Origin of the sequence: Streptomyces sp. NPDC004266, from assembly GCF_042874095.1 — a bacterium.
GTDB lineage: Bacteria > Actinomycetota > Actinomycetes > Streptomycetales > Streptomycetaceae > Streptomyces.
This window is the reverse complement of the sequence record NZ_JBIAMM010000005.1, coordinates 452,848-476,940: the sequence shown is the minus strand read 5'-3', so window position 1 is coordinate 476,940 and position 24,093 is coordinate 452,848. Positions and strand designations below refer to the sequence as shown.

Here is a 24,093-nt window from a genome sequence, read left to right as displayed (position 1 = left end):
CGAGGCGCGCGCGTGCCCGCCGTTCGCGCTCACCCACGCCCCCGGACCGGACGTCCGTCACCGGCGTCCGGGACGACCACTACCGCGTCGCCGTGTGAACCGCACGGCGCGTCCCTGAGCACCACCGCACCACCGGGTGGGAGAGGAAGCACCGCATGACCCCGGTCCCGATCGATCTCAACGCCGACCTCGGAGAGGGCTTCGGCCGCTGGACGCTGACCGACGACGAGCAGCTCCTGTCCGTCGTCACCAGCGCCAACGTGGCCTGCGGCTTCCACGCCGGGGACGCGGTCACCATGCGGCGGGTCTGCGAGCTCGCGGCGGCCCGCGGGGTACGGATCGGGGCCCAGGTGTCCTACCGCGACCTGGCCGGCTTCGGACGGCGGGCGATGGACGTCCCGGCGGCGGAGCTGGCCGCCGAGGTGGCGTACCAGATCGGCGCCCTGGAGGTCTTCGCCCGGGCCGCCGGCTCGCGGGTCTCGTACGTGAAGCCGCACGGGGCGCTCTACAACCGGGTGGTCCGGGACGCGGAGCAGGCGGCGGCGGTCGTCGAGGGCGTGCTGCTCGCCGACCGGACGCTGCCCGTCCTCGGGCTGCCGGGGTCCCGGCTGCACGAGGCCGCCGCTGCGGCCGGACTGCCGGTCGTGACCGAGGCCTTCGGCGACCGGGCCTACCGGGCGGACGGCTCCCTGCTGCCACGGGGGCAGGAGGGAGCCGTCGTCACGGACCCGGACGAGGTCGTCGAACGCTCGGTGTCCATGGCCCGGTCCGGGGTCGTCACGGCGCACTGCGGGAGCCCCGTCGCCGTGCGGGCCCGGTCGCTCTGCCTGCACGGGGACACCCCGGGGGCGGTGGGCCTCGCCCGGCGGGTCCGGGAGCGGCTCGAAGCCTCCGGCGTGCGCGTGGAGGCCTTCGCGTGAGGGTGCTGAGGGCGGGCGACCGGGCCCTCCTGGTGGAGCTGGAGGGCGGCGACGCCACCGAGGCCTTCCACGCCGAGCTGCTGCGGCGGCGGGCGGCCGGTGCGCTGCCCGCCGTACGGGAGATCGTGCCGGCGGCGCGGACGGTGCTCCTCGACGGGGTGGACGACCCGGAGCGGCTGGCGGCCGAGCTGACCGGCTGGGAGCCGGGACCGCTCCACGCGCGCGCGGGCGAGGCCGTCGAAGTGCCGGTGCGCTACGACGGGCCCGACCTGCCGGAGGTCGCCGCGCTCTGGGGGGTGTCCGTGGAGGCGGCGGTGCGGATCCACACGGCGGCCGAGTTCCGGGTCGCCTTCTGCGGGTTCGCGCCCGGCTTCGGCTATCTGACCGGGCTCGGCGAGCGGTACGGGGTGCCCCGCCGGGCCACCCCGCGGACGGCCGTCCCGGCCGGGTCGGTCGCCCTGGCCGGCCCGTACACGGGGGTGTACCCGCGCTCCTCCCCCGGCGGCTGGCAGCTGATCGGCACCACGGACGTGGTGCTGTGGGACTCCGGACGGGACCCGGCCGCGCTGCTCGCGCCCGGAACCCGGGTCCGGTTCACGGCGGAGGGCGGGCGATGAGCGACCGGGCCGTCGCCGTGGTCCGGGCCGGGGCGCTGACCACCGTCCAGGACCTGGGGCGCACGGGGTACGCGCACCTCGGCGTGCCCCGCTCGGGCGCCCTCGACCCGGCGGCCGGGCGCCTCGTCAACCGGCTCGTCGGCAACGCGGAGGACGCGGCGGTCCTGGAGACCACCGTCAGCGGGTGCGCGCTGCGGCCCCGGTGCGCGGTGACCGTGGCGGTGGGCGGCGCGCCGTGCCCGGTCCGGGTCGACGGCCGCCCGGCCGCCTGGGGGACGACGGTCCGCGTCGGCGCCGGGTCGGTCCTGGAGGTGGGCGCGGCCGTGCGCGGACTGCGTTCGTACGTGGCGTTCGGCGGCGGGATCGCCGTCGCGCCGGTGCTCGGCAGCCGCTCCTCCGACCTGCTGTCGGGCCTCGGTCCCGCGCCGCTCGCGGAGGGGGCGGTGCTGCCGCTGGGGGCGGACACGGGCGTACGGGTGCCGGTCGACGCCCCGCCGTGGCCGGGCCCGGCGGCCGAGCTCGTCCTGCGTGTCCGGCTCGGTCCCCGTGACGACTGGTTCACCGCCGACGCGGTCCGGACCTTCTCCACGCGCGCGTACCGGGTGTCGCCGGCGAGCAACCGGATCGGGCTGCGTCTGGAGGGCCCGGCCCTGGAGCGGGCCGTGCCGGGCGAGCTGCCGAGCGAGGGCATGGTCCTGGGCGCGGTGCAGGTGCCGCCGGACGGGCGCCCTGTGGTGTTCCTGGCGGACCATCCGACGACCGGGGGCTATCCGGTGGTCGCGGTGGTGCGGGAGGCCGATCTGGGCGCGGCGGCGCAGGCGGTGCCGGGGACGCCGGTGCGGTTCGTGCCGGTGCGGTGAGGGTCACGGGGGCGGCGGGCCGTAGCCCCCGCCGCCGGGGGTGCGCAGGACCAGGACGTCGTCGGGGCCCACCTCCGTGGTGGCGGCGCCTTCGAGGTGCTCGACGGTGCCGTCGGCGCGTTCCACGAGGTTCTCGCCGAGGGCGCCCGGCTCGCCGCCGGCCATCCCGTACGGCGGGACCCTGCGGTGGCCGGTGAGGAGGGCCACCGTCATCGGCTCCAGGAAGCGCAGGCGCCGCTCCACGCCGCGGCCGCCGTGCCATCGGCCGCGCCCGCCGCTGTCCTCCCGTACTGCGAAGGCGTCGACCCGGACGGGGTGGCGCCACTCCAGGATCTCGGGGTCCGTGAGCCGGGAGTTGGTCATGTGGGTCTGGACGGCGTCGGCGCCGTCGAAGCCGTCGCCCGCGCCCGACCCGCTCGCGACGGTCTCGTAGTACTGCACGCGCGCGTTGCCGAAGGTGACGTTGTTCATGGTGCCGGAGCCCTCGGCCTGGACGCCGAGGGCCGCGTAGAGCGCGCCCGTCACGGCCTGGGAGGTCTCGACGTTCCCGGCGACGGTGGCCGCCGGGTGGACGGGGGCGAGCATGGAGCCGGGCGGGACGCGGACCTCCAGGGGCTCCAGGCAGCCGCTGTTGAGCGGGATGTCCTCGTCGACCAGGGTGCGGAAGACGTACAGGACGGCGGCCATGACGACGGCGGTGGGCGCGTTGGCGTTCCCGGGCAGCTGGGCGGAGGTGCCGGTGAAGTCGACGAGGGCGGAGCGCCGTTCGCGGTCGATCCGGACGGCGACCCGGATCACCGCGCCCCCGTCGGTCTCGTAGCGGTACTCGCCGTCGTGGAGGCGGGCGACGATGCGCCGTACGGACTCCTCGGCGTTGGCGCGGACGTGCCGCATGTAGGCCTGGACGACGTCGAGCCCGAACTCCTCGACCGTGCGGCGCAGTTCCTCGATGCCCTTCTCGTTGGCGGCGATCTGGGCGCGCAGGTCGGCGAGGTTGGTGTCCGGGTCGCGGGAGGGGTGGCGGGCGCCGGTGAGCAGGGCGCGGGTCTCGGTCTCGCGGAGGTGTCCGTCGCGGACGAGCAGCCAGTCGTCGAAGAGGACGCCCTCCTCGTCGACGGTCCGGCTGAAGGCGGGCATGGAGCCGGGGGTGATGCCGCCGATCTCGGCGTGGTGGCCGCGGGAGGCGACGAGGAAGCGGAGCTCTTCGCCCGTGTCGTCGAAGACCGGGGTCACGACGGTGACGTCGGGGAGGTGGGTGCCGCCGTGGTACGGGTCGTTGATCGCGTACGCGTCGCCGGGGCGCAGGTCGTCCCCGCGCCGGCGGAGCACCTCCTTGATGGACTCCCCCATGGAACCGAGGTGGACGGGGATGTGGGGCGCGTTGGCGATCAGGTTGCCCTCGGCGTCGAAGAGGGCGCAGGAGAAGTCGAGGCGTTCCTTGATGTTGACCGACTGGGCGGTGTTCTCCAGGCGGACGCCCATCTGCTCGGCGATGGACATGAAGAGGTTGTTGAAGACCTCCAGGAGGACGGGGTCCACGTCCGTGCCGGCGGCCGTGCGCGCGGGGCGGGGGGCGACACGGCGCAGCAGGAGGTGGCCGCTGTCGGTCGCGGTGGCCCGCCAGCCGGTGTCGACGACGGTCGTGGCGTCGGCCTCGGCGAGGATCGCGGGCCCGTCCACGGCGTCGCCCGGCCGCAGGTCCTCGCGCCGGTGGAGCGGGGCGTCGCGGGGCGTGCCGGCGCTGTGCATCCGGACGGTGGCCACGGGGGCGAGGGGGCCGCTCCGCTCCGCGGTGTCGACGAGGACCGGTCCGTGCGGGCCGGCGCTTCCGACGGCCTCGACGGTGACGGTCTCGACGACGAGCGGCCGGTCCAGGGTGAAGGCGTACCGCGCCCGGTGGACCTCCGTGAACGCGCTTCTCAGCTCGTCGGGCGGTGCGAGGTCGACGGGGAGGCTCGCGTCCGTGCCCGCGTACCGCAGGAGCACGCGGGCGTGCGTGGTGATCGCCTCGTCCGGCAGTCCGTCGGCGCGGAGCTCCTCGCGGGTGCGGTCGGCGAGTTCGGCGCAGAGGGCGGTCACGCGCTCGGGGGTGCCGGCGGCGTCGAGCTCGGCCTCGACGGACCGCTCCCGCATGGCGGTGGCGTCGGCGAGCCCGATCCCGTACGCCGAGAGCACTCCGGCCAGCGGGGGCACGAGGACGGTGTCGACGCCCAGGGCGTCGGCGACGGCGCAGGCGTGCTGGCCGCCGGCGCCGCCGAAGCTGGTGAGGGCGTACCGGGTGACGTCGTGGCCGCGCTCCACGGAGATCTTCTTGACGGCGTTGGCCATGTCGAGGACGGCGATCTCCAGGAAGCCCGCGGCGACCTCCTCGGGGGTGCGGCCGCCGCCGACCTCCTCGGCGAGGGCGGTGAACCGCTCCCGTACGACCTCGGCGTCGAGCGGACGGTCGCCGGTCTCGCCGAAGACGGCGGGGAAGTGGTCGGGCTGGACGCGCCCGAGCATGACGTTGGCGTCGGTGACCGTCAGGGGGCCGCCGCGGCGGTAGCAGGCGGGTCCGGGGACGGCGCCGGCCGAGTCGGGGCCGACCCGGTAGCGGCGCCCGTCGTAGTGGAGGACGGAGCCGCCGCCCGCCGCGACGGTGTGGATGCTCATCATGGGCGCCCGCATCCGCACCCCGGCGACCTGTGTGCCGAGTTCACGCTCGAAGGCGCCCGCGTAGTGCGACACGTCGGTGGAGGTGCCGCCCATGTCGAAGCCGATGACACGGTCGTGCCCCGCCTGCGCCGAGGTGCGGGCCATGCCGACGACGCCGCCCGCCGGGCCCGACAGGACCGCGTCCTTGCCTCGGAAGTGGGCCGCCTCGCGGAGGCCCCCGTTGGACTGCATGAACATGAGGCGGATTCCGGCGAGTTCGCGGGCGACCTCGTCGACGTACCGGCGCAGGATCGGCGAGAGGTAGGCGTCGACGACGGTGGTGTCGCCGCGCGGGACGAGCTTGATGAGCGGGCTGACCTCGTGCGAGCAGCTGATCTGGGTGAAGCCGGCGGCGCGGGCCGCCGCCGCGACCCGGGCCTCGTGCTCGGGGTGCCGGTAGCCGTGCAGCAGGACGACGGCGGCGGCGCGGAAGCCGTCGCGGTGCGCGGCGGCGAGCGCTCCGGCGACGGCGGGCTCGTCCAGCGGACGGACGACACGGCCCCGGGCGTCGACCCGCTCGGGGACCTCGATCACGCGCGCGTACACCGCCTCGGGCAGCACGATGTGCCGGTCGAAGAGCCGGGGCCGGTTCTGGTACGCGATGCGGAGGGCGTCGCGGAAGCCCTCGGTGATGAGGAGCACGGTCGGCTCGCCGCGCCGCTCCAGGAGGGCGTTGGTGGCGACGGTGGTGCCCATCTTGACGAGGGCGACGCGGTCGGCGGGGACGGGTTCGCCGGGGTCCAGGCCGAGGAGGAGGCGGATGCCGGCGACGGCCGCGTCCTGGCCGCGGGCTGGGTCGTGGGAGAGCACCTTGCGGCTGACGAGCCGGCCGTCGGGCCGTCGCCCGACGACGTCGGTGAAGGTGCCGCCCCGGTCGATCCAGAACTCCCAGCGCCCGCTCATCTCCCCATTGTGGCCGCGAGCGCGGCCGTGAGGGCCGCGTCCGCGCGCGCGTCGAGGGGTTCCGTGCCGGTTCCGTCCGCCCAATGGCGCAGTTCGGCGCCCGCGAGCAGGAGGAGCTGCGGGAGCAGGTCGCGGCTGCGGCGCAGGACCCAGCCCGTGCCGGCGGTGGCGAGCCAGAGCAGGGCCTCGCTACGGGTCGGCGACGGCTGGGCGGGCTCCGTCCGGGGCGGTGCGCCGTGGGCGAGTCCCCGTGCGGCGAGGAGCCGGTGGAAGCCGGCGGCGACGGCCCGGTGGCCGCGTTCGCCGGGGTGCAGGCGGTCGGCGCTCCACAGGGCGCGGTCCTCGGTCCAGACGGGATCGGCCAGGTGAAGGTGGACGGCTCCGTACCGGTCGGACAGCGCGTGCACGACGGCGTTGACGGAGCGCTGGCGGCGGGCGAGCGGGCGCGCCAGGGGCGGTGGGAGGCCGAGCATCCGGCCGGGATCGGGAAGACAGGCCGTCAGGAGCACGGCTCCGACGGCGTCGAGGTCGGCGCAGACCCGGTCCAGGCAGCGGGCGAGGAGCCCGATGTCGAAGGTGTGGCGCAGGGTGTCGTTCACGCCGACGACGACGGAGGCGAGGTGCGGCCGGAACGCGAGGGCGCGGGGCGCCTGTTCGTCGGCGACGTCCGCGCTGAGCGCCCCGCTGACGGCGAGGTTCAGGAAGGCCGTCCCCCGTCCCTCGGCCGTGAGTCCTTCGGCGAGCAGCGCCGCCCACCCCCGCCAGGTCCCGCCGACCCGGTCCCCGACGCCCTCGCTGAACGAGTCCCCGACCACGGCGAACCGGAGGGGGCCGGCGGAGCCGCGCGGGACGGTGGCACCGCCCCGCGCGGCCGGGCCCCCGGGCGCGGTCCCCGGAACGGCCCCGGCGGCTTTCGTGGCCGTCCCCGCCCCCGCCCTCTCCCCGGTCATCGGCGGGCCTCCTCGGGGAGGCGCGGCCGGACTGCCGGGAGGGCGTCGTGGGCGCGGAGGAAGGCGGTGACGGCGCGGTCCCAGGAGAAGAGCTCCGCACGCGTGCGTGCGGCCCGCCGGCGGACGTCCTCCGGGACCGCGAGAAGGCTCCGCACCCCGTCGGCGAAGGCGCCCGGCGTGTCGGCGGCGGCCGCCCCGGCCGTGCCGACGACCTCGGGCAGGGCGGAGGAGGCGCTGACCACGACGGGGGTCCCGCAGGCCAGGGCCTCCAGGGCGGAGAGGCCGAACGTCTCCGCGGGTCCCGGCGCCAGGCACACGTCGGCCGCCGCCTGGAGGTCCGCCAGGTCCTCCCGGTCGGCGACGTGGCCGAGGAACCGCACCGGGAGCCGCCGCTCGCGCGCCCGCCGCTCCAGGGCGCCCCTCAGCGGCCCGTCCCCGGCGACCACGAGCGCCGCCGCGGTCCCCGAGGCCCGCAGCTCCTCCAGGGCGTCCAGGGCCGTGCCCGGCCGTTTCTCGACCGAGAGGCGCGAGCACAGCAGGAGCAGCACCCGCTCCCCGCCGGCGTACCGGGCGCGCGGCACGGCGCCGCGGCGGCCGGGCCGGCAGCGGTCCAGGTCCACGCCGAGCGGGGCCCGTACGACGTTGCGGGCCCCGATCCGCACGAACTCGCGCTCCGCCCACTCCGTCGTGCACACGATCCGCGCGAAGGCCCACGCGGTGCGGCGGTTGAGCCGGTCCGCCGCGCCGGCCGCGAGCGCGGGCGGCACGCCCCAGGTGCGCAGCACCCCGTCCGCGGTCTCGTGGGAGACCATGACCGACGGCACGCGCGCGCGTCGCGCCCACTCCCCCGTCCACCGCAGCGTGGTGCGGTCCGAGACCTCGATCCGGTCGGGGGCGAGTTCGTCGAGGAGCCGGCGGACCCGGCGCCGGTCGGCGAGGACCCGGTAGCCGCCGGTGCCGGGCAGCACGGGGCCGGGGAGCGTGACGACCCGGCCCTGCTCGGTGCGGCGGTCGCTCGCGGCGTCGCCGGGGACGACGAGGACGGGCTCGTGCCCGGCGGCCAGGTAGCCGCGGCCGAGCTGGTCGAGGGCGGTGCGCAGGCCGCCCGAGGTGGGCGTCACGAAGTTCGCGAGCCGCACGATCCGGAGCCCGGTGCGGTCCGCCGTACGGGCGCCGTTCACGCCGCCACCGCCGTCCGCTCGCGCAGCACCTCCAGGTAGTGGCCGATCAGTTCGTCGCCGAGCGCCTCCCAGGTGCGTCCCTCCACGGCGGCACGCCCGGCCGGGCCGAGGGCGGCGCGCGTCCCGGGCGCCGCGGCCAGCGCGGCGACGGCCTCGCGCAGCGCGTCCGGGTCGCCCGGCGGGACGAGCAGGCCCGTGCGGCCGTGGTCGACCAGGTCCAGGGGCCCGCCTGCGGCCGGGGCGACGACGGGGACCCCGCTCGCCATGGCCTCCTGGACGGTCTGGCAGAACGTCTCGTACGGGCCGGTGTGGACGAACACGTCGAGCGAGGCGAAGATCCGGGCCAGGTCCGTGCCGGTGCGGCGGCCCAGGAACCGGGCGTCCGGCAGGGCGGCGCGCAGGGCGGGCGCGCTCGGCCCGTCCCCGACGACCACGAGCCGGACGCCGGGGAGCGCGCGGGCTCCGGCGAGCAGGTCCACCCGCTTCTCGGGCGCCAGGCGGCCCACGTAGCCGACGAGGAGTTCTCCGTCGGGGGCGAGCTCCCGGCGCAGGGCGGTGTCGCGCAGTCCGGGGCGGAAGCGGGCGGTGTCCACCCCGCGTCCCCAGAGCCGGATGCGGCCGATGCCGTGGGCCTCCAGGTCGCGCGCGGCGGCCGAGGAGGGGGCGAGGGTGCGGTCGGCGGCGCCGTGCACGGCGCGGAGGCGGCGCCAGGCGGCGCCCTCGCCGGTCCCGACGTACGTGCGCGCGTAGCCGGCGAGGTCGGTCTGGTAGACGGCGACGGCGGGTATGCCGAGCCGGGCGGCGGCGGTCATCCCCCGCACGCCGAGCACGAAGGGCCCGGCGAGGTGGACGAGGTCGGCGCGGTGGGCGGCGATGGCGGCGGCGCCCCGGCGGCTGGGCAGGGCGACGCGCACCTGCGGATAGCCGGGCAGGGGGAGGGAGGGCACCCGGACGACGGCGCAGGGGGCGTCGGCGTCCGCGGCCGGGTCGGCGACGGCGGGGGCGATGACGAGCGGGGTGTGCCCCCGCCGGACGAGGTGGCGCGCGGTCTGCAGGGCGCAGTGCGCCACACCGTTGACGTCGGGAGGGAAGGATTCGGTGACGATGACGACACGCATACGGGTGTTGTCGTCGCGCTCGGCGTGCCCCCGCCGACGTGGATCTGGACGGGGAGGGAACGTCCCGTGAGCGTTTCCCCCGGGAGCGTGGGGCGGGGGCCGGGCCCGGAGAAGGCCGGGCTCGAACACGGGCCCCCGCCCCGGCCCGGGGACGCCCCGGCCCCCGGGGCGGGGCCACGGTCGGCGGGGTCTCCGCCGCAGGCCGCGCCGCCCCGGGGGCCGGGTGGCGGGTGGCTCGGGTGCGCGAGGTCGGGCCGGGAGGGGTTGGTCGGACCTGTCGCTGCCCCGGAGCCGGGGTCAGACCTGGAGGTCCGGCCCTATCCGGTTGCGTACCGCCGCCTGGACCTCGACCTCTTCGGCCGGGTCGGCGGCGAGGCGGCGCAATCGCTCGGCGACGCGCACGTCACCGGTCTCGGCGTGCTGGGCCGCGATCTCGCGGGTGGTCTCCTCGCAGTCCCAGAGGCATTCGACGGCGAAGCCGGTCGCGAAGGTGGGGTCGGTGACGGCGAGGGCGCGGGCCACGTGGCCGCGCAGCCGGGAGGAGGTCGTCTCGCGGTAGACGTGGCGCAGCACGGGTGCCGCGCAGACGATGCCGAGGCGTCCCGCGCCGTCGACGAGGCAGGCGAGCTCGGGGGCGTCGGGGCCCGCGGAGCGCACGGTGTCGCGCAGGGCGCCGAGGACGAGGCCGACGTCCTGGGCGGTGCCGCGGCAGGCGAGGACCTCGGCGGCGGCCGTCCCGAGGGCGTCGGCGCGCCGGACCCACGCGCGGGCGCGGGCCACGGCGTCCTCGCCGCACATCCGCCGGTAGGCGGCGACGGCGGCGTCGGCGACCTCGCGGGAGTCGCCGTCGGCCGCGGCCTCGACGAGGTCGAGGACGGCGGGGTCCTGCGACTCGGCGAGGTGGTGCAGGGCGGCGCCGCGGGCTCCCGTGGCGCCGTGCCGGGCGGCGGCGAGGAGCTCGGGCCGGTCCTCGGGTCCGGCGACGGCGGTCAGGCAGCGGGCGGCGGGGCCGTAGAGGACGGCTCCGCGCTCGTACCCCTCCTGCGCCCAGTCGAGGACGGCCCGGACGCTCCAGCCGGGGCGGGGCCCTGCGGGGCGCATCTGGCGCTGCCAGCGGTCGAAGGAGCCCTGTTCCCGGGCGGCCCTGACCCGGGCGCCGACGGCCTCGCGCGGGTCCTCGGCCCACAGCCGCCAGGGGCGGGGCTCGAAGGCGTCGCGGACGGTGCGCGCCAGCTCGGCGTCGCCGTCCGCGTCGGCCGGGAAGCGGGCCAGTACGGGCAGGGCGAGCGCGCGGAGTCCGGCGTCGTCGTCGCGGAGGGCCAGCTCGTCCAGGGCCCAGGCCCAGTTCGCGCCGGTCGCCGCGTACCGCCGGAGCAGCAGCAGGGCGTCCTGACGGCCGTAGGAGGCGAGGTGCCCCAGGACGGCGAGCGCGAGCCCGGTCCGGGACTCCTCGGTGTCGAGGTGGTCCTCGGCACCCAGGAGGTGCGCCTCGATCTCGTCGAGGCCTCCGTGGAGGTCCAGGTAGAGACGGGCGTAGTAGAGGGAGCGGTTCTCGACCTGCCAGTCGTGGCGGGGGTCGTCGAGAACGCAGTGGTTGAGGGCCGCGAGGGCCTCGGCGCGTGGCGCGGCGAGCGCGTGCAGGGTGCCGTCGCCGCGGCCCCGCTGCAGCAGGCCGAGCAGGGTGCCGCTCGGCGCTATGACTGGATCGAACATGGGAAGACGCCTCACATCAAGCTGTCGACACGACCGGGGGATACCGGGGGGAACCCGGTCGGGCGGTACATCGCCCGTACGCCTAGGCCGCGCGGCAACATTCGGGGCCGCCCGTCGTCGTTCGCCTGCCAGTGACCATCTTCCTCAGCCTCTCGTCGGTGGCCCGTTTTGCCGGGCCCGACGTCATGATGACCCACCCATTTCGCCACCGCGACCACATTTACGACCCTGCTCCCACCTGGGGTTCAGCCGCCGTTCACCTGGCTCCGAAGAGCTCCAGGAGTTCGGTCTTGCCGAACATGCGGGCGGTGTCGAGCGCGGACGGAGTCCCTGCCTCCGGATTCGCGCCGGCGGCGAGGAGGGCGCGGATCACGGCGTCCTCGCCCTTGAAGACGGCGCCGGCGAGCGGGGTCTGGCCGCGGTCGTTGGGGCGGTCGGCCTCGGCGCCGCGCTCCAGGAGGGCGGCGACCGCGGCGGCGTGGCCGTGGTAGGCGGCGAGCATGACGAGGGTGTCGCCCTTGTCGTTGGTGAGGTTCGCGGGGACGCCCGCGTCGACGTAGGCGGCGAGGGCGTCGGCGTCACCCGTGCGCGCGAGGTCGAAGACCTTCGACGCCAGCTCGACGACCTCGGGGTCCGGAGTCTCGCTCATCGGGTGGAACCGCCTCTCTCCTGCGTTGTCGGCCTGTGCACGGCAAGCGCGGCCGTACGAGTGAATCGACAGGGTACTGCCCGTCCGGCGACATGACCGCGCCCGACCGAGGCAAAGATCACGTCGTCCCGCCCCGGGATCCGCCCCTAGCGCACGCCGGGCATTTCGCCACCCGGCGAGGCGTCCGCCGTCCGCCGGTCAAGTGAAATCGGCAGTTTTTCACTCTAATGCACCTTTTATCACATAGATACTTCCCGTGAACCTGGAAGAACTCATGGTGACTGTCCCCTCAACCAGGAGAACAACCAATGATCCTGTCCATCTCAGGCGTGGTCCTGCTCGGCATCATCTGCTTCCTGTTCTTCAAGAAGGACGGCATGAAGGCCTCACACGCCCTCGTCAGCTCGCTGTTCGGCTTCTACCTCGCGGGCACCGCCATCGCCCCGAGCATCACGGCGGGCGGCCAGAGCCTCGCCGGCCTCCTGGGCGGGATCAAGTTCTGACGCCCTTCAGTCCCTTCCACCGATTCAGGAGTACTTCGTGGCCCGGCGACCACTCCCCCGCATTCTGAGCAGCGGCAGCGCACAGATCGCTCGCAGTCGAGAGATCGCGCGCACGGCCGCCGACAGCGCCACCGACGTGCTCCATCCGCTGATCACGGTCTCCCGTGGTCTGCGGAAGCTGGCCGCGACCGCGCGCGCCAGGTGGGCCGCGACCCCCAAGGAGCGGCGTGGTCCCACGCTGCTCCTGGTCGCGGCCTGCGTCCTGGTCGTCGCCCTCATGCCGTACGGGCCGCTCCTCGCGCTCGTCCTGCTCATGGCCGTGGCCGCCTGGCTGGGCCGGGAGCGCCCGGTCGTGAAGACCGGACCCGACGACGCGGAGATCGCCCGGCTCAAGGGCCTGTACGAGGCGCTGGTGCCGTACTTCTCCGTGCCGGAGGACCCGGCACCGCTCTTCGCCCACGGCGGCGAGTGGAGCGGCGCCTTCGGGGAGTACGCCTTCGACGAGGACGGGCGGCTGACCCGGCTGCAGATCGCTTACCCCCCGTACTTCACCGACGGCGAACCGGCCGCCCGCGCCCGCATCGAGCAGCTGCTGCACGCCAAGTCGGGGCGCGGCCGCGAGTACCGCTTCGACTGGGACGAGGAGGGCAACCGGCTCGTCATGAGCGTGCTGCCCGCCCTGCCCACCACCATCGCCGCCCAGCGCTTCGTCACCGTGCCGGGCGAGACCGTCCTCGGGTTCACCGACGCCGACGCCGTGCAGCGGACCGTGCCGGTCGTCTCGGCGGACGGCACGGAGGACGCGCCGGCCGTCGTCTGGCGCACCGGCCCCCGCTCCGCCGAGCCCCACCTGCTCGCCGTCGGGCAGCCCGGCAGCGGCACCACCTCCCTGCTGCGCTCGATCGCGCTCCAGGCCCTCCCCCACGGGGACGTGCTGATCGTCGAGGGCGGCGGCACCGGCGAGTACGCCTGCCTGACCGGCCGCGCCGGCGTCCTCGCGGTCGAGTGCGGGCTCTCCGGGGCCCTCGCCACCCTGGAGTGGGCGGCGCACGAGACGGAGCGGCGGCTGATCGCCGCGAACCGGGCCCGGCAGGCCGGGCAGCCCGCGCCCGAGGACACCCGCCGTCCGCTGTGGATCCTGCTCGACCGGCCGAGCGTCCTGGGCCACCTGGCCGCCGCCGACGGCCGCCCAGACCCGCAGGAGCTGCTCCAGGTGCCGCTGCGGCACGGGCGCACGGCGCAGGTCACGGTGGTGGTGGCCGAGCAGTTCGACAGCACGGAGACGCTGAGCGAGGCGGTGCTGACCCACACCCGGGCCCGGATCGTCCTCGGCCCCGCCGCCCCGGAGCAGATCGCGGCCGTCCTCGGCGCCCGGCCGCACACCACCCCGACGCCCGAGGTCCCGGCGGGCCGCGGCTACGCGCGCCTGGGCACCGGGCCGGTCCTGCGGCTCCAGGTGCCGGCGACGCCCGACCCGTACGACGACGCGACGAGCGAGGCGCACCGGCAGGCGGTCCTGGCCCTGCTCCCGGAGCGCCGCGCGATCACGGCCCCGGCCCCGCCCGCGCACCCGCCCGTGGTCACGACCAAGACCCCGGTGGCGGTCGCGGCCAATCCGGTCGCGGTCGCGGTCAGGGCGCCGACTCCGGTCGCGGCTCAGGACACGGTCACCGTCAAGGCCCCGGCCCCGGTCACGTCCCAGGATCCGGTCACGTCCCAGGACCCGGTCACGGTCAGGACGCCGGCCCCGGTCACGTCCCACGAGACGGTCACGGTCGCGACCGCCCCGGTCCCGACCCACGAGACGGCCACCGTCAAGGCCCCGGCCCCGGTGGCGGTCACCTCCCAGGACGCGGTGGCGATCTCGGCCGCCGCGGTGGAGACGCTCCCCGGCTCGGCCCCCGAACCGGCGCCGGCGCCCCGCGCCGAACCGGACTCCGGCCCCGCCCCGTTCCACACGCCCGTCCCGGCGGAGGGCTGAGGAGGAGGACGGACCGCGTACGTCGGGAGGGCTCCACGCGCGCGTGGAGCCCTCCCGACGTACGTGCGGACCGCTACGCCACGAACGACCTCGGCGGCTCCGTTCCCCCGCTGCCGACGCCGGACTCGACCAGGCGGGCCGCGGCGGCCAGCCGGGCGGCCGCCTCGTCGGCGACCGGGCCGCCGACCGTGAAGGGCAGCCGGACGAAGCCCTCGAAGGCGCCGTCGACACCGAAGCGGGGGCCGGAGGGAACCCGGACGCCGACCCGCTCCCCCGCCTCGGCGAGCCGGGAGCCGGACAGACCGCCGGTGCGGACCCAGAGGGTCAGACCGCCGCGCGGGACCGCGAACTCCCACTCCGGGAGCTCCCGGCGGACGGCGGCGACGAGCGCGTCGCGGTTCTCCCTGGCCTGCTCGCGGCGCAGGCTCACGGCCTCCTCCCACCCACCCGTCCCCATGAGCCAGTTCACGCCGAGCTGCTCCAGGACGGGGGTGCCGAGGTCGGCGTACGCGCGCGCGGCCACCAGGGAACGGATGACGTCGGGGGCGGCCCGGACCCAGCCGATGCGCATGCCCGCCCAGAAGGCCTTGCTGGCCGAGCCGACCGTGAGGACGGTGGCGCCCGCCGGGTCGAAGGCGCAGACCGGCCGGGGCATCTCCAGGTCCTCGTCCAGGTGCAGCTCGGCCATGGTCTCGTCGACGACGAGGACCGTGCCGGCCGAGCGGGCCGCCTCGACGAGCTGCCGCCGCTGGTCCTCGTCGGCGAGCGCGCCGGTCGGGTTGTGGAAGTCGGCGACGACGTACGCGAGACGGGGTGCCGCGTCCCGCAGCACCTGCCGCCAGCGGCCCAGGTCCCAGCTGCCGAGGCCCTCGGCCATGGCGACGGGCACGAGCCGGGCACCGGCCGAGCGCATCAGCTGGAGGATGTTGGCGTACGAGGGAGACTCGACGGCGATCCGCTCGCCCCGCCCGGCGAAGAGGTGGCAGATGGCGTCGATGGCTCCCATGGCGCCGGTCGTGACCATGATCTGCTCGGGCATGGTGGGGATCCCGCGCGCGGTGTACCGGTCGGCGAGCATCTGCCGCAGCGCGGGCAGTCCGGCCGGGTAGTCCCCGTGCGTGTGGGCGTAGGGCGGCAGCTCCTCCAGCGCGCCCTGGACGCTCCGGGTGAGCCAGGGCTCGGGCGCGGGCAGCGCCGCGCAGCCGAGGTCGATCATCGAGCCGAGGGACTCGGGGGGCAGCGGTTCGAGGCCGCGCGCGGGCAGCGGGTTCCCGGCGGGCACGGCGGTCCAGCTGCCGGCGCCGCGCCGCGACTCCAGGAAGCCCTCGGTGCGCAGCGCCTCGTAGGCCGCGGCGACCGTGGTGCGGCTGACGGTGAGCGCGAGGGCGAGTTCCCGCTCGGCGGGCAGGCGGGCGGCGACCGGGACGCGGCCCTCCAGGACGAGCAGCCGGATGCCGTCGGCCAGGGCGCGGTAGGCGGGCGGCTTGCGGGTGCCGGGTCCGGCGGGCCGGGGCTGCTGCGCCTGGAGCTGCCGGGCGAGCTGGGCCGGTCCCACCGCCGAAGTCCACTGAGCCATGGAAATCAGTCCACCTTCCTCGAATTGGCCATGGTTGACATCCGATCTCCCGCCACAGAGTGTCATGGGTCAGTCCACTACCACCACCTTGGGGGGCAGTCCCTTGTCCATCGCCTCCGGCCTCCACGGCCGGCACCTCGCCCGTCGGCTCGTCCAGCTGTACGTCGGACTGACGCTGTACGGGGTCAGCTCGGCGCTGCTCGTGCGCAGCGGGCTCGGCCTGGAGCCCTGGAACGTCCTGCACCAGGGCCTCGCCGAGAAGACCGGGCTGTCCATCGGCGTGGTGTCGATCGTCGTCGGCGCGGTGGTGCTGCTGCTGTGGCTCCCGATCCGGCAGCGGCCCGGGCTGGGCACGGTCTCCAACGTGTTCGTGATCGGTCTGGCGATGGACGGCGCCCTGGCCCTGGTCCCGGACGTCCACGGCCTGGCCGGGCAGGTGCCGCTGCTCGTGCTCGGCATCGTCCTCAACGGCGTCGCCACCGGCCTGTACATCGCGGCGCGGTTCGGTCCGGGCCCGCGCGACGGCCTGATGACCGGTCTGCACCGGCTCACCGGCCGGTCCATCCGGCTGGTGCGGACGGCGATCGAGGTCGTGGTGGTCGCCACCGGCTTCCTGCTCGGCGGTTCGGTCGGCGTCGGCACGGTCCTGTACGCGCTGGCGATCGGCCCGCTGGCCCAGTTCTTCCTGCGCCGGTTCGCCCTCCCGGAGCCGGGCCCCGCCGGCACGACATCCTCCTCCGAGACCGCCCCCGGGTCCGGTTCCGGCGGCCCCGTGCTCACCCCCGAGCCGGGCCCCGTCCCCCCCTCGGTCGCCGCCGGGACACCGGAAGGCGCCATACTGCGGCCGTGACTCGCGTACGCCACCCCTACCTCGACCACCCCTTCCCCCTCGCGTTCGCCCATCGCGGCGGCACGGCGAACGGCCTGGAGAACACCGCGGCCGCCTTCCGCCAGGCCGCCGCGGCGGGCTACCGCTACTTCGAGACCGATGTGCACACCACGTCCGACGGGGTGCTCGTCGCGTTCCACGACGCGACCCTCGACCGGGTGACGGACGCCTCGGGCCGGATCCGCGACCTGCCGTGGTCGGCGGTGCGGGAGGCCCGCGTGGCCGGCGAGGAGCCGCTGCCGCTCTTCGCGGACCTCCTGGAGGAGTTCCCCGAGGCCCGCTGGAACGTGGACCTCAAGACGGAGTCGGCCCTGCACCCGCTGATCGACCTGATCCGCAGGAAGAAGGCCTGGGACCGGGTCTGCGTGGGCTCCTTCACCGAGTCCCGGGTGGCGCGGGCCCAGCGGACGGCCGGCCCCGAGCTGGCCACCTCGTACGGGGTGCGCGGGGTCGTGGGGCTGCGGCTGCGCTCCTGGGGCATCCCGGCGGCGCTGCGGGCCGGGGCGGTGGCGGCGCAGGTCCCGGAGCGCCAGGCAGGGGTCCCCGTGGTCGACCGCCGGTTCGTCCGGGAGGCGCACGCGCGCGGGCTCCAGGTCCACGTGTGGACGGTGAACGATCCGGCCCGGATGAACTCTCTCCTCGACCTGGGGGTGGATGGCATCATGACCGATCACCTGGAGACGCTGCGCGGCGTGCTCATCGATCGGGGAGCGTGGATCTGAGCCGCGTCCCGGCCACGGGGGGACGAACGAGGAGGGCGCGGCCGTGACCGCTGACACCACCGAGCCGGAGGAGTACGCCGCCGGCCCCGCCGAGCGGCGGCGCGAGCAGCGGGGCTGGTACTTCTACGACTTCGCGTGCTCGGTGTACTCGACGAGCGTGATCACCGTGTTCCTCGGCCCGTACCTGACGTCCGTGGCACGGGCGGCGGCCGACGCCGAGGGGTTCGTGCACCCGCTGGGGATCCCGGTGCGCGCCGGCTCGCTCTTCGCGTACGCCGTGTCCGCCTCGCTGGTGGTCGCGATCCTGGCGATGCCCCTGGCGGGCGCGGCGGCCGACCGCACGGGCCGGAAGAAGCCGCTGCTCGCGGCGGCGGCGTACCTGGGGGCCACGGCCACGACGGGGATGTTCTTCCTCGCGGGCGACCGGTATCTGCTCGGCACCTTCCTGCTGATCGTCGCGAACGCCTCGCTGTCGGTCTCGATGGTGCTCTACAACGCCTATCTGCCCCAGATCGCGGAGCCCGACGAGCGGGACGCGGTCTCCTCGCGCGGCTGGGCCTTCGGCTACACGTCCGGCGCGCTGGTCCTCGTCCTGAACCTGGTCCTCTACTCGGGGCACGACTCCTTCGGCCTCACGGAGGGCGAGGCGGTCCGCGTCTGTCTGGCCTCGGCCGGTCTGTGGTGGGGCGCCTTCACGCTGGTGCCGCTGCGCCGGCTGCGCGACCGGCGGGCCCGGCCGGAGGGGTCCCAGCGGCCCGGCGAGGGCGCGGTCGGCAGCGGCTGGGGCCAGCTGCGGGCCACGCTGAAGGACATGCGCCGGCATCCGCTGACGCTCTCCTTCCTCCTGGCGTACCTCATCTACAACGACGGCGTGCAGACGGTGATCTCGCAGGCCTCGATCTACGGCTCGGAGGAGCTGGGCCTCGACCAGACGACGCTCATCACGGCGGTCCTGCTCGTCCAGGTGCTGGCGGTGGCGGGCGCCCTCGGGATGGGGCGACTCGCCCGGTCGTACGGCGCCAAGAAAACGATTCTGGGCTCGCTGGCGGTCTGGACGCTGATCCTGGCGGCGGGGTACTTCCTGCCGGCCGGCTCACCGGTGTTCTTCTACTGTCTGGCGGCCGCGATCGGTCTGGTCCTGGGCGGCAGCCAGGCCCTGTCGCGCTCGCTGTTCTCGCACCTGGTGCCGCGCGGCAAGGAGGCGGAGTACTTCTCGGCTTACGAGATGAGCGACCGGGGGCTCAGCTGGCTGGGTCCGCTCGTGTTCGGGCTCGCGTACCAGCTGACCGGAAGCTACCGGGATGCCATCATCTCCCTGGTGATCTTCTTCGCCGTCGGCTTCGCGCTGCTCGCCCGGGTCCCGGTCAGGCGTGCGGTGGAGGCCGCGGGGAACCCGATACCCGAGCGTATTTAGACGTGGCGATGAAAGGGCGGTAGTGTACGCGTTTGGCCTGCCAGGCGGACCGTTACTGCGTGCTGCTTTGGTGAAGACACCGGGTCACATCTGCCGTCAGATGTGACAAAACGGGCACTGGTGGGTACAACAAGGGGCGGCACGACGGGCGACGCATGACCCGGCACGGGAATCTTTACCGCCGACCGGACGTTGACCGGATAACGACGACAGCGACACCTGTCCTGTGGGCGACAAGCCCGGGAGGCACGATTCATGAGTGAGCGAGCTCTTCGCGGCACGCGCCTCGTGGTGACGAGCTACGAGACCGACCGCGGCATCGATCTGGCCCCGCGCCAGGCGGTGGAGTACGCATGCGAGAAGGGACATCGTTTTGAGATGCCCTTCTCGGTCGAGGCGGAGATTCCGCCGGAGTGGGAGTGCAAGGTCTGCGGAATCCAGGCACTCCTGGTGGACGGGGACGGACCTGAGGAGAAGAAGGGCAAGCCTGCGCGTACGCACTGGGACATGCTCATGGAGCGCCGCACCCGCGAGGAGCTGGAGGAGGTCCTCGCCGAGAGGCTGGCCGTCCTGCGCTCCGGCGCCATGAACATCGCCGTGCATCCGCGCGACAGCCGCAAGTCCGCCTAGCGGACCGCCGCAGGAGCACCACGACGCCGCGGGGCCCGGTACACATCGTGTACCGGGCCCCGCGGCGTTTCCCTGCCCCGCTCCCTCCGGGAGGGAGCGGGGCAGGGCGTGGGATCAGGGCGTCAGCGGCGGACGGGGCGCTTCGGGCCGACGGGGCCCCTGGGGCGCCTCCTCGCGGACGACCTCACCCTGGACCACCTTTCCGTCCGGCCGGTGGATACGGGCCTGCTGGAAGGCGTCCTGGAGGCTGCCGGGAGGCGCGGCGCCCATCCGGCGCTCGACGGCCTTCTCCGCGTACCGTCCGAGGAAGGAGCGGACCTGCGGGATCAGCAGGAGCAGACCGGCCGCGTCCGAGAGCAGGCCGGGGATCATCAGGAGCAGGCCGCCGAGCATCAGGAAGCCGTTGCGGTCGTCCGCGCCGGCCCGGTCGGCGGCCGAGGGCGCCGCACCGGTCCGCGCGGCCGCCTGGGCCTGCTGGAAGGTCGAGGTGAGGTTCCGGAAGGCGCGGCGGCCCGCCCGCTTCACGACGGCGGCGCCGAGCACGGCACCGCCGACGAGCAGGGCGAGGACGGTCAGTCCGCCCGCCACGTCCGCCACCACCGTGAGCAGCCAGATCTCCAGGACCAGCCAGGCGGCGACGGCGAGCGGGAGGAACGTACGCGCGCGTGAGCGCTTGGGGGCGGGGGAAGGCGTTGCGCCGGTCGTCATGGACCCCAGTGTGCCTGGCACCCCGCCGGAACGTCGTAAAGGAAGGATCAGTGCGGGAGGGGCCGTACGGACGTCAGGAGGGCTTGCGGCCGAGCAGCTTGCCGACCTTCTCCGCGCGCGCCGTCAGGCCCCAGCCGGTGACCCGCCACAGCGCTTCGACGACGATGTTGCGGCTCATCTTCGAGTCGCCGACCTCGCGCTCCACGAAGGTGATCGGGACCTCGACCACGTGGAAGCCTGCGGCGACCGCGCGGCGGGCCAGGTCGACCTGGAAGCAGTAGCCCGCCGAGGCCACGTCCTCCAGGCCCAGGCCCTCCAGGGTCTCCTTGCGGAAGGCCCGGTAGCCGCCGGTGACGTCGCGGATCGGCACGTCGAGCATCACGCGCGAGTAGAGGCTGCCGCCCCGGGAGATGAACTCGCGGGACTTCGGCCAGTTCACGATCCGGCCGCCCGGCACCCAGCGGGAGCCCAGGACCAGGTCCGCGCCCTTGAGGGCGGTGAGCAGCCGCGGGAGCTCCTCGGGCTGGTGGGAGCCGTCGGCGTCCATCTCGACGAGGACGCCGTAGCCGTGCTCGATGCCCCACCGGAAGCCGGCGAGGTAGGCGGCGCCGAGCCCCTCCTTGCCCTTGCGGTGCAGGACGTGCACGTGGTCGTCCTCGGACGCGATCTCGTCCGCGAACTTTCCCGTGCCGTCGGGGCTGTTGTCGTCCGCGACGAGAATGTGCGCCTCGGGCACGGCTTCCCGCACCCGTGCCACGATCGGCTTGATGTTCTCCGCCTCGTTGTAGGTCGGAATGATCACCAAGGCCTTGCCGAGCGGGCCGTAACGCCTCTGGCCACCGTCGTTCACTACTGCCCCTTCGGATACATACGCAGGACCCCACCATAGCGAGGTCCCCCGCGTGCTCCGGCGCGGCGGGTCGGATGGTCCGGGTGACGGGCCGGACGGAAGGGGCCACGGGGACGGGTGACGTGCGGTGCGGGGCCCGGCGTCCTTCGGTCCGACCTGGGATCCGCTGGCTGCGGGTCGACCGAGAGCCGTTGTCTACTGAACGTCCGGGCCCCACCCGGGTCGCACCTTCCGCCGGAGGAGCCTTCCCTCGCGGCCGAGGCGCGGGCGGCGTTCGGCTACGGCGTGGGGGCGGTCCGGTCGGACGTCCTGTGGTGGACGCGGTGAACCTACCCGCCCCCTGCGGGCGACTGTCAATACCCTCTTGACCTGCGGAAACCCTTCAAAAGGCCAGGCCGGAGGGGAGAATCCGCAGGTCGGGGACAGGCGTGCGGGACGGCCGCCCGAGTCCGAAATATCCCTGTATCAGTCGTTCGGCCGTACGAAGACCGTCTGCCCGTACACCACCGTCCGCAGACAGACGGGGAGATCGACACCGGGCGACAGATCGGGCAGACCGGGCGTCCCGGAGCGCGGGTCGGTGGACCAGCGGGCGACCCGGTCGTCGGGCGCCTGCACGACGAGTTCCTCGGTGCGCCAGACCGCGTAGTCGGCGGGGGCTCCGGGGACCAGCGTCCCCGCGTCGTCCCGGCCCACGGCCCGCCAGCCACCCCGGGTGTGGGCGGTGAAGGCGGCCCGGGCGGAGATCCGGTGCTCGGGGGTCCGGTGGAAGGCGGCGGCCCGGACGGTGCCCCACGGGTCGAGCGGGGTGACCGGACTGTCGGAGCCGAAGGCCAGCGGCACCCCGGCGCGCAGCAGCGCGGCGTACGGGTTGAGGGTGCGGGCCCGCTCGGCGCCCAGCCGGTCGGCGTACATGCCCTCCTCGCCGCCCCAGAGGGCGTCGAAGGCGGGCTGGACGGAGGCGGTGAGTCCCAGCTCGGCGAAGGCGGCGATCGTCTCGGGGGTGAGCATCTCGACGTGCTCGACGCGGTGCCGGGCGGCCCGGACGCGGGCCAGGCCGAGCTTCTCGGCGGCGGCCCTGACGCCCTCGACGACCGCGGTCACCGCCGCGTCCCCGATGGCGTGGAAACCGGCCTGGAGGCCCGCCTCGGTGCAGGCGACGACGTGCAGGGCGATGGTGGCCGCGTCCAGGTGGGCCGAGCCGCTGTGCCCGGCGTGGTCGGCGTACGGCTCATGGAGGCAGGCCGTGTGGGAGCCGAGGGAGCCGTCGGCGAACAGGTCGCCGGCCGCGCCGAGGGCGCCCAGGGCCCTCGCCCGCTCGACGTCGAGGTCGGCCCAGTAGCCCACGACCCGGGGGCCGGCCTCCTCGCGCGCGAGGTCCAGGAGTCCGGTGAAGTCCTCCTCGGAGGAGATCCGCGGACCGCCGCACTCGTGCAGGGTGCCGATGCCGAGGGAGGCGGCCCGCAGCCGGGCGGCGCGCTGCGCCTCGGTGCGCTGGAGCGGGGAGACGGCGGCGAAGGCGGCCGCGCGCACGGCGTGGTGGGCGTCGCCGGTGAGCGGGCGCTGCCCGTCGTGGAAGCCGTCCAGGTCCCGGATGCCGGGCACGAGGTCGAGGAGGGCGGTCGTGACGACGGCCGAGTGGACGTCGATGCGGGTCAGGTAGAGCGGACGGCCGCCGGTGAGCCCGTCGAGCTCGGCGCGGGTGAGCGGGCGGCGCTCGGGCCAGCGGGAGGCGTCCCAGCCGTGGCCGATGAGGATGCGGTCCTCGGGGCGGGCGGCGGCGTGCGCCCGGATCAGCTCCGCGGCCTCGGCGAGCGAGGCGGCGGAGGACAGGTCGAGCCCCGTGAGGGCGAAGCCGGTGGCGGTGGTGTGCACGTGCGCGTCCACGAACGCCGGGGTGACGAGCGCGCCCTCCAGGTCGACGACCTCGTCCACGCCGGACGCGAAGGCGTCGGCCGCGCCCTCCGAGCCCACCCAGGCGACGTGACCGCGCTCCACCACCATGGCGGTGGCGAAGGGGTCGGCGGGGCTGTGGACTTCTCCACCGCGCAGCAGCACGGTGCGGTGTTCGCCGGGAGACGCAAGCGGCATGGACTCACTCATGGCACCAGGCTAGGACCTGCCGGGACGCGGTTTGTCCGGCAGGTCCCTCCTGTGCGGCCTCGGCGCGTCAGATGCGCGGGGGTCTGGCCTCGTACGGGGTGGACAGGACGACGGTCGTGCGGCTGGAGACCCCGGCCTGGGAGCGGATGCGGGTGAGCAGGTGCTCCAGCTCCAGCGGGGTGGCGACGCGGACCTTGAGGATGTAGTTCTCGTCGCCCGCGACGCTGTGGCAGGCCTCGATCTCGGGGATGTCGGCGAGCCGGTCGGGGGTGTCGTCGGGGGCGCTGGGGTCGAAGGGTTTGACCGAGATGAACGCGGTGAGCGGCAGGCCCACGGCCTCCGGGTCGACGACGGCGGCGTAGCCGCGGATGACCCCGCGCTGCTCCAGCCGGCGGACGCGCTGATGCACCGCCGACGTGGACAGGCCCGTGGCCTTGCCCAGGTCGGTGTAGCTCATGCGCCCGTCCTTGACGAGCAACTCCACGATCTGACGATCCAGCTCCTCCATGCGGTGACCCTATTGCTCCGCGGGGCCGGGGGCACAGCCGGGGGCGGCCCGTATGGGGCGCTATGGGCCGTCACGGGGCACCTGCGACGGGCATGTGACGAACGCCACAGGTTTGCGTCCGGCCCGAGGTGCCGCCTCACGGTTATGCGGAGTTCCGCATGGGAAGTGCTTGCTGTGGTCGAGGCCGCACAGATCCGGCCGACCCAGCCGAGGGGGAGATTCCCAATGCAGGAGCCTGTTGATTCGGTCGACACGTCCGACGAGCTCGACGCGTACGACACCTTTGAGATGTTCCGGGTCGTCTGCCCGGAGTGCGTGCAGCCCATCGCGCTGCTCGCGGACGAGGACGCGCTGCCGGAGCACGCGCTCTGCCCGTCGCCGTGGAACCCCTTCGTCCTGACGGTCTGCCCGGGCACGGGCCTCCCGGCCGCCGACGCCCGCCCCGCCGACGACGACGTCCTGGGGGTCCAGGAGCAGGACACCGCACTGCTCCTGACGCTCCCCCAGGGACTCGACTGGCGCACGCAGCCCTTCTCGCACGTCGGCGGTCCGGGCTCGCGTCCGATCCGGGTGCCGCAGATGCGGCGCGCCGCCTGAGCCTTCC

General features: G+C 75.1%; 21 protein-coding genes. 10 read left to right on the top strand and 11 right to left on the bottom strand.

Annotation, left to right across the window (positions count from 1 at the left end):
• Positions 1–155 precede the first annotated feature (155 nt).
• From ACFYUZ_RS15925 to ACFYUZ_RS15915, 3 genes are read left to right on the top strand one after another with little or no spacing between them, the layout of a single operon-like run.
• Complete coding sequence (locus ACFYUZ_RS15925; RefSeq protein ID WP_389309258.1) at positions 156–920, top strand: LamB/YcsF family protein; 765 nt, start codon at positions 156–158, stop codon at positions 918–920.
• Entirely contained in the window at positions 917–1,537 is a 621-nt protein-coding gene (locus ACFYUZ_RS15920; protein WP_389309256.1) for an allophanate hydrolase subunit 1, read from the top strand. The genes ACFYUZ_RS15925 and ACFYUZ_RS15920 overlap by 4 nt, the downstream gene beginning before the upstream one ends.
• Positions 1,534–2,397, top strand: coding sequence for a biotin-dependent carboxyltransferase family protein (locus ACFYUZ_RS15915; RefSeq protein ID WP_389309254.1), 864 nt, complete (start codon positions 1,534–1,536; stop codon positions 2,395–2,397). The genes ACFYUZ_RS15920 and ACFYUZ_RS15915 overlap by 4 nt, the downstream gene beginning before the upstream one ends.
• A gap of 3 nt (positions 2,398–2,400) precedes the next feature.
• Here ACFYUZ_RS15915 and ACFYUZ_RS15910 read toward each other — a convergent pair whose 3' ends face one another.
• The 6 genes from ACFYUZ_RS15910 to ACFYUZ_RS15885 all read right to left on the bottom strand — a co-directional run bounded on the left by ACFYUZ_RS15910 (position 2,401) and on the right by ACFYUZ_RS15885 (position 11,605).
• A complete protein-coding gene (locus ACFYUZ_RS15910; protein WP_389309252.1) occupies positions 2,401–5,994 on the bottom strand; it encodes a hydantoinase B/oxoprolinase family protein in 3,594 nt (1,197 codons plus the stop codon).
• A complete protein-coding gene (locus ACFYUZ_RS15905) occupies positions 5,991–6,944 on the bottom strand; it encodes an SGNH/GDSL hydrolase family protein (RefSeq protein WP_389309250.1) in 954 nt (317 codons plus the stop codon). Before ACFYUZ_RS15905 ends, ACFYUZ_RS15910 begins: the two co-directional genes overlap by 4 nt.
• On the bottom strand, positions 6,941–8,125 hold the full coding sequence (locus tag ACFYUZ_RS15900) for a glycosyltransferase (RefSeq protein ID WP_389309248.1): 1,185 nt from the start codon (positions 8,123–8,125) through the stop codon (positions 6,941–6,943). Before ACFYUZ_RS15900 ends, ACFYUZ_RS15905 begins: the two co-directional genes overlap by 4 nt.
• Positions 8,122–9,243: a glycosyltransferase family 4 protein gene (locus tag ACFYUZ_RS15895; protein ID WP_389309247.1), complete on the bottom strand. Its 1,122-nt coding sequence runs from the start codon at positions 9,241–9,243 to the stop codon at positions 8,122–8,124. The genes ACFYUZ_RS15900 and ACFYUZ_RS15895 overlap by 4 nt, the downstream gene beginning before the upstream one ends.
• Positions 9,244–9,540: 297 nt before the next feature.
• On the bottom strand, positions 9,541–10,956 hold the full coding sequence (locus ACFYUZ_RS15890) for a HEAT repeat domain-containing protein (protein ID WP_389309245.1): 1,416 nt from the start codon (positions 10,954–10,956) through the stop codon (positions 9,541–9,543).
• A gap of 256 nt (positions 10,957–11,212) precedes the next feature.
• Positions 11,213–11,605 carry an ankyrin repeat domain-containing protein gene (locus ACFYUZ_RS15885; protein ID WP_389309243.1) on the bottom strand — a complete coding sequence of 131 codons (393 nt, stop codon included), beginning with the start codon at positions 11,603–11,605 and terminating at the stop codon, positions 11,213–11,215.
• A 308-nt stretch (positions 11,606–11,913) separates the two neighbouring features.
• On the opposite strand from ACFYUZ_RS15885, the gene ACFYUZ_RS15880 reads away from it, so the two are divergent.
• Together ACFYUZ_RS15880 and ACFYUZ_RS15875 are read left to right on the top strand one after the other, a co-directional pair.
• On the top strand, positions 11,914–12,108 hold the full coding sequence (locus tag ACFYUZ_RS15880; protein WP_030691317.1) for a hypothetical protein: 195 nt from the start codon (positions 11,914–11,916) through the stop codon (positions 12,106–12,108).
• 37 nt (positions 12,109–12,145) lie between these two features.
• Positions 12,146–14,089 (top strand): hypothetical protein, encoded by a 1,944-nt coding sequence (locus ACFYUZ_RS15875; RefSeq protein ID WP_389309241.1) that lies wholly within the window; start codon positions 12,146–12,148, stop codon positions 14,087–14,089.
• 73 nt (positions 14,090–14,162) lie between these two features.
• Here the strand turns inward: ACFYUZ_RS15875 and ACFYUZ_RS15870 are convergent, their stop codons facing one another.
• Positions 14,163–15,665, bottom strand: a complete 1,503-nt coding sequence (locus tag ACFYUZ_RS15870; protein WP_389309240.1) for a PLP-dependent aminotransferase family protein — start codon at positions 15,663–15,665, stop codon at positions 14,163–14,165.
• 64 nt (positions 15,666–15,729) lie between these two features.
• Here ACFYUZ_RS15870 and ACFYUZ_RS15865 point away from each other — a divergent pair, with 64 nt between their 5' ends.
• The 4 genes from ACFYUZ_RS15865 (at position 15,730) to ACFYUZ_RS15850 (ending at position 19,320) form a co-directional block, all read left to right on the top strand.
• On the top strand, positions 15,730–16,515 hold the full coding sequence (locus ACFYUZ_RS15865; protein WP_389309238.1) for a YitT family protein: 786 nt from the start codon (positions 15,730–15,732) through the stop codon (positions 16,513–16,515).
• Entirely contained in the window at positions 16,512–17,276 is a 765-nt protein-coding gene (locus ACFYUZ_RS15860) for a glycerophosphodiester phosphodiesterase (RefSeq protein WP_389309236.1), read from the top strand. Before ACFYUZ_RS15865 ends, ACFYUZ_RS15860 begins: the two co-directional genes overlap by 4 nt.
• A gap of 43 nt (positions 17,277–17,319) precedes the next feature.
• Positions 17,320–18,690, top strand: coding sequence for an MFS transporter (locus ACFYUZ_RS15855; protein WP_389309235.1), 1,371 nt, complete (start codon positions 17,320–17,322; stop codon positions 18,688–18,690).
• Positions 18,691–18,945: 255 nt separating this feature from the next.
• On the top strand, positions 18,946–19,320 hold the full coding sequence (locus tag ACFYUZ_RS15850; protein WP_015032218.1) for an RNA polymerase-binding protein RbpA: 375 nt from the start codon (positions 18,946–18,948) through the stop codon (positions 19,318–19,320).
• Positions 19,321–19,434: 114 nt separating this feature from the next.
• Here ACFYUZ_RS15850 and fxsA read toward each other — a convergent pair whose 3' ends face one another.
• From fxsA to ACFYUZ_RS15830, 4 genes are all read right to left on the bottom strand, one after another.
• The gene (gene fxsA, locus ACFYUZ_RS15845) at positions 19,435–20,028 is read right to left on the bottom strand and encodes an FxsA family membrane protein (protein ID WP_389309233.1); all 594 of its coding nucleotides are present in this window, start codon (positions 20,026–20,028) and stop codon (positions 19,435–19,437) included.
• A gap of 73 nt (positions 20,029–20,101) precedes the next feature.
• A complete protein-coding gene (locus ACFYUZ_RS15840) occupies positions 20,102–20,878 on the bottom strand; it encodes a polyprenol monophosphomannose synthase (protein ID WP_389309231.1) in 777 nt (258 codons plus the stop codon).
• A gap of 465 nt (positions 20,879–21,343) precedes the next feature.
• A complete protein-coding gene (locus tag ACFYUZ_RS15835) occupies positions 21,344–22,981 on the bottom strand; it encodes an amidohydrolase (protein ID WP_389309229.1) in 1,638 nt (545 codons plus the stop codon).
• A 67-nt stretch (positions 22,982–23,048) separates the two neighbouring features.
• The gene (locus tag ACFYUZ_RS15830; RefSeq protein ID WP_030691308.1) at positions 23,049–23,489 is read right to left on the bottom strand and encodes an Lrp/AsnC family transcriptional regulator; all 441 of its coding nucleotides are present in this window, start codon (positions 23,487–23,489) and stop codon (positions 23,049–23,051) included.
• A gap of 225 nt (positions 23,490–23,714) precedes the next feature.
• On the opposite strand from ACFYUZ_RS15830, the gene ACFYUZ_RS15825 reads away from it, so the two are divergent.
• On the top strand, positions 23,715–24,086 hold the full coding sequence (locus ACFYUZ_RS15825; RefSeq protein WP_389309227.1) for a hypothetical protein: 372 nt from the start codon (positions 23,715–23,717) through the stop codon (positions 24,084–24,086).
• Positions 24,087–24,093 lie beyond the last annotated feature (7 nt).

Bases quoted from the DNA above. Each gene is read 5' to 3' on its own strand.
- fxsA (WP_389309233.1), bottom strand. From the start codon at position 20,028: ATGACGACCGGCGCAACGCCTTCCCCCGCCCCCAAGCGCTCACGCGCG.
- ACFYUZ_RS15895 (WP_389309247.1), bottom strand. From the start codon at position 9,243: ATGCGTGTCGTCATCGTCACCGAATCCTTCCCTCCCGACGTCAACGGT.
- ACFYUZ_RS15850 (WP_015032218.1), top strand. From the start codon at position 18,946: ATGAGTGAGCGAGCTCTTCGCGGCACGCGCCTCGTGGTGACGAGCTAC.
- ACFYUZ_RS15890 (WP_389309245.1), bottom strand. From the start codon at position 10,956: ATGTTCGATCCAGTCATAGCGCCGAGCGGCACCCTGCTCGGCCTGCTG.
- ACFYUZ_RS15865 (WP_389309238.1), top strand. From the start codon at position 15,730: ATGGGTCAGTCCACTACCACCACCTTGGGGGGCAGTCCCTTGTCCATC.
- ACFYUZ_RS15835 (WP_389309229.1), bottom strand. From the start codon at position 22,981: ATGAGTGAGTCCATGCCGCTTGCGTCTCCCGGCGAACACCGCACCGTG.
- ACFYUZ_RS15870 (WP_389309240.1), bottom strand. From the start codon at position 15,665: ATGGCTCAGTGGACTTCGGCGGTGGGACCGGCCCAGCTCGCCCGGCAG.
- ACFYUZ_RS15880 (WP_030691317.1), top strand. From the start codon at position 11,914: ATGATCCTGTCCATCTCAGGCGTGGTCCTGCTCGGCATCATCTGCTTC.
- ACFYUZ_RS15915 (WP_389309254.1), top strand. From the start codon at position 1,534: ATGAGCGACCGGGCCGTCGCCGTGGTCCGGGCCGGGGCGCTGACCACC.
- ACFYUZ_RS15925 (WP_389309258.1), top strand. From the start codon at position 156: ATGACCCCGGTCCCGATCGATCTCAACGCCGACCTCGGAGAGGGCTTC.
- ACFYUZ_RS15830 (WP_030691308.1), bottom strand. From the start codon at position 23,489: ATGGAGGAGCTGGATCGTCAGATCGTGGAGTTGCTCGTCAAGGACGGG.
- ACFYUZ_RS15910 (WP_389309252.1), bottom strand. From the start codon at position 5,994: ATGAGCGGGCGCTGGGAGTTCTGGATCGACCGGGGCGGCACCTTCACC.
- ACFYUZ_RS15825 (WP_389309227.1), top strand. From the start codon at position 23,715: ATGCAGGAGCCTGTTGATTCGGTCGACACGTCCGACGAGCTCGACGCG.
- ACFYUZ_RS15885 (WP_389309243.1), bottom strand. From the start codon at position 11,605: ATGAGCGAGACTCCGGACCCCGAGGTCGTCGAGCTGGCGTCGAAGGTC.
- ACFYUZ_RS15905 (WP_389309250.1), bottom strand. From the start codon at position 6,944: ATGACCGGGGAGAGGGCGGGGGCGGGGACGGCCACGAAAGCCGCCGGG.